This window comes from Patescibacteria group bacterium (assembly GCA_024654625.1).
In the GTDB taxonomy this organism is placed as follows: Bacteria; Patescibacteriota; Minisyncoccia.
In genome coordinates, this window is record JANLHB010000027.1 from 1 (window position 1) to 1,919 (window position 1,919).

The window sequence follows — 1,919 nt, forward strand, 5'->3', positions numbered from 1 at the left end:
GAGTCGTAACTCCGATTACCGAGGAACCGGATGACTAAAGGGTCACGTCCGGATCAGTGGGGAGCGTCGCCCGTAAGGGCGGCTCTTACCCGGAAGTTGACGCCTTTATCTCTTGCGATTTTTAAGTTTTTAGATTCTTTGCTTATTTTATTTTTTCCCATTATTTTATACGCCATACGGCGCACCTCATCTCTACGTTAGCCCAAAAAAACAATACTTTTATTATTCATGTGACGTGCTATACTACTAAAAACAATAACCTTGAATTTGAGGGGAGAACAGAATGTCAACAGTAAACGAAATCAAAGAGGCGATAGAAACCCTTCCAGAGAATGATTATGTCCAATTGAGGCAGTGGTTTTCGGAAAAAGACTGGGAAAAATGGGATAAGCAGATTTTAGCGGATTCAGAAGCAGGAACGCTAGATTTCCTGATTAAGGAAGCCCTTGAAGAAAAATCGAAGGGAAAGCTTAAAGAACTATAAATGCATCGGACAACAAATCGATTCTGGAAATATTTTGAGAATCTTCCACCACTTGTTCAAAAGAGAGCTAAGAAGAATTTTGAGCTTCTCAAAAAGAACCATTCGCATCCATCTCTTCACTTTAAAAAAGTTGGAGACCTTTGGTCCGCCAGAGTCGGAATGAATCATAGGGCACTTTCAGTTGAAGATGGTGAAGATTATATTTGGGTTTGGATTGGTACTCACGATGAGTACGAGCGTATGGTTAATAAAAAGGGCTAACAAGCGCATGAAGCCAACCACCAATAACCATGCGATTTAATATTTATCTAGGCCACCGCTCTAAGCCACTCTTGCACGCATATTCACAGGTGGTGGTGGTTTATACGGGACGTTATAATATCTCAAGCTGTAATTGTGCCTAATAGTTAAATAAAATGGAAATTGCTAAATTAATTCTTGAGTACATTAAAGCACTGATTTGGCCAACAACTGTTATTATTATGTTGATCATATTTCGTACTCAGATAAGTAGTCTCTTTGGTCGTTTAAAAAAGGCTGATTTGCCTGGTGGCATATCTTTGGAAACATTTCCAGCGCATATAAGGGAGGCGAAGGAACTATCTGTAGCAGTAGAAAAAGAAAAGGAAAAAGACAAGAAAGGTCGTCCAAGTATTCCGCTAACTGATGCAAATGCAAAAATGCTTAACTTTGGATTGCAGCCATCACCAACAGGGCTTGAGTTTTCTCACTATCGCATTCTAGCTGAGCAAGACCCAAATCTTGCATTAGCTGGTCTTCGCATGGAAGTTGAGTCAATGCTCAAAAATCTTTCAAAAGGTTTTAAGGTTTCTCTAGAGGAACGAGATAGTGCAGGAATAATAACACAAAAATTGAAAGAGAAAGGAGCTATTACACCTAGGCAAACTGAACTTGTTAGTGCTGTCATACAATTATGTAATGCTGCGATACATGGAACTAAAGTATTATCTTCTCAGGCACAAGAAATTCTAGATATTGCTGAAATACTGAGAGACGAATATGTTTCTTGGTTAAGCTGGGGTTTTCAAGATAAATAAAAAATCAGGATTACATTATTATCGAGAAGATAAATATAACCAAGCGTTTAACCAGGCTTTACAAAGTAGGTCTGTTTAGTTCAGCATTATAAATTCACAAATAATTATAAGCTTTTGTAGCACCACTCTTAATAATAGAGCCTGCCTTTTAAGTCTCGCATTATCTTGCTGTAAAAGATAATACTATGATCTCGCTTTAGAATTCAAAACGGTAATTCTTGTAATTATGTTTTCGACCAGTAAATTTATATTCAGGTTGAAATCAATGTATTGGATGGACTCTAAAATCTCATCAATTACGTACATTATCTGTTCTTGAGTCAAATAATTAGCGTGTTTCTGCAGAGTATCCTCACGACCTGCGTTGAAAAGAGACA

The 1,919-nt window shown here is 37.8% G+C and carries 4 protein-coding genes; 3 read left to right on the top strand and 1 reads right to left on the bottom strand.

What is annotated here, in order from left to right:
• The first annotated feature begins 283 nt into the window (after window positions 1-283).
• The 3 genes from NUV40_03140 to NUV40_03150 all read left to right on the top strand — a co-directional run bounded on the left by NUV40_03140 (window position 284) and on the right by NUV40_03150 (window position 1,542).
• On the top strand, window positions 284-484 hold the full coding sequence (locus tag NUV40_03140) for a hypothetical protein (GenBank protein ID MCR4342870.1): 201 nt from the start codon (window positions 284-286) through the stop codon (window positions 482-484).
• Window positions 485-745, top strand: coding sequence for a hypothetical protein (locus NUV40_03145; GenBank protein ID MCR4342871.1), 261 nt, complete (start codon window positions 485-487; stop codon window positions 743-745).
• Window positions 746-900: 155 nt separating this feature from the next.
• A complete protein-coding gene (locus NUV40_03150) occupies window positions 901-1,542 on the top strand; it encodes a DUF4145 domain-containing protein (GenBank protein MCR4342872.1) in 642 nt (213 codons plus the stop codon).
• 183 nt (window positions 1,543-1,725) lie between these two features.
• Here the strand turns inward: NUV40_03150 and NUV40_03155 are convergent.
• On the bottom strand, window positions 1,726-1,919 hold a 194-nt coding region (locus tag NUV40_03155; protein ID MCR4342873.1), incomplete at its 5' end, for a hypothetical protein.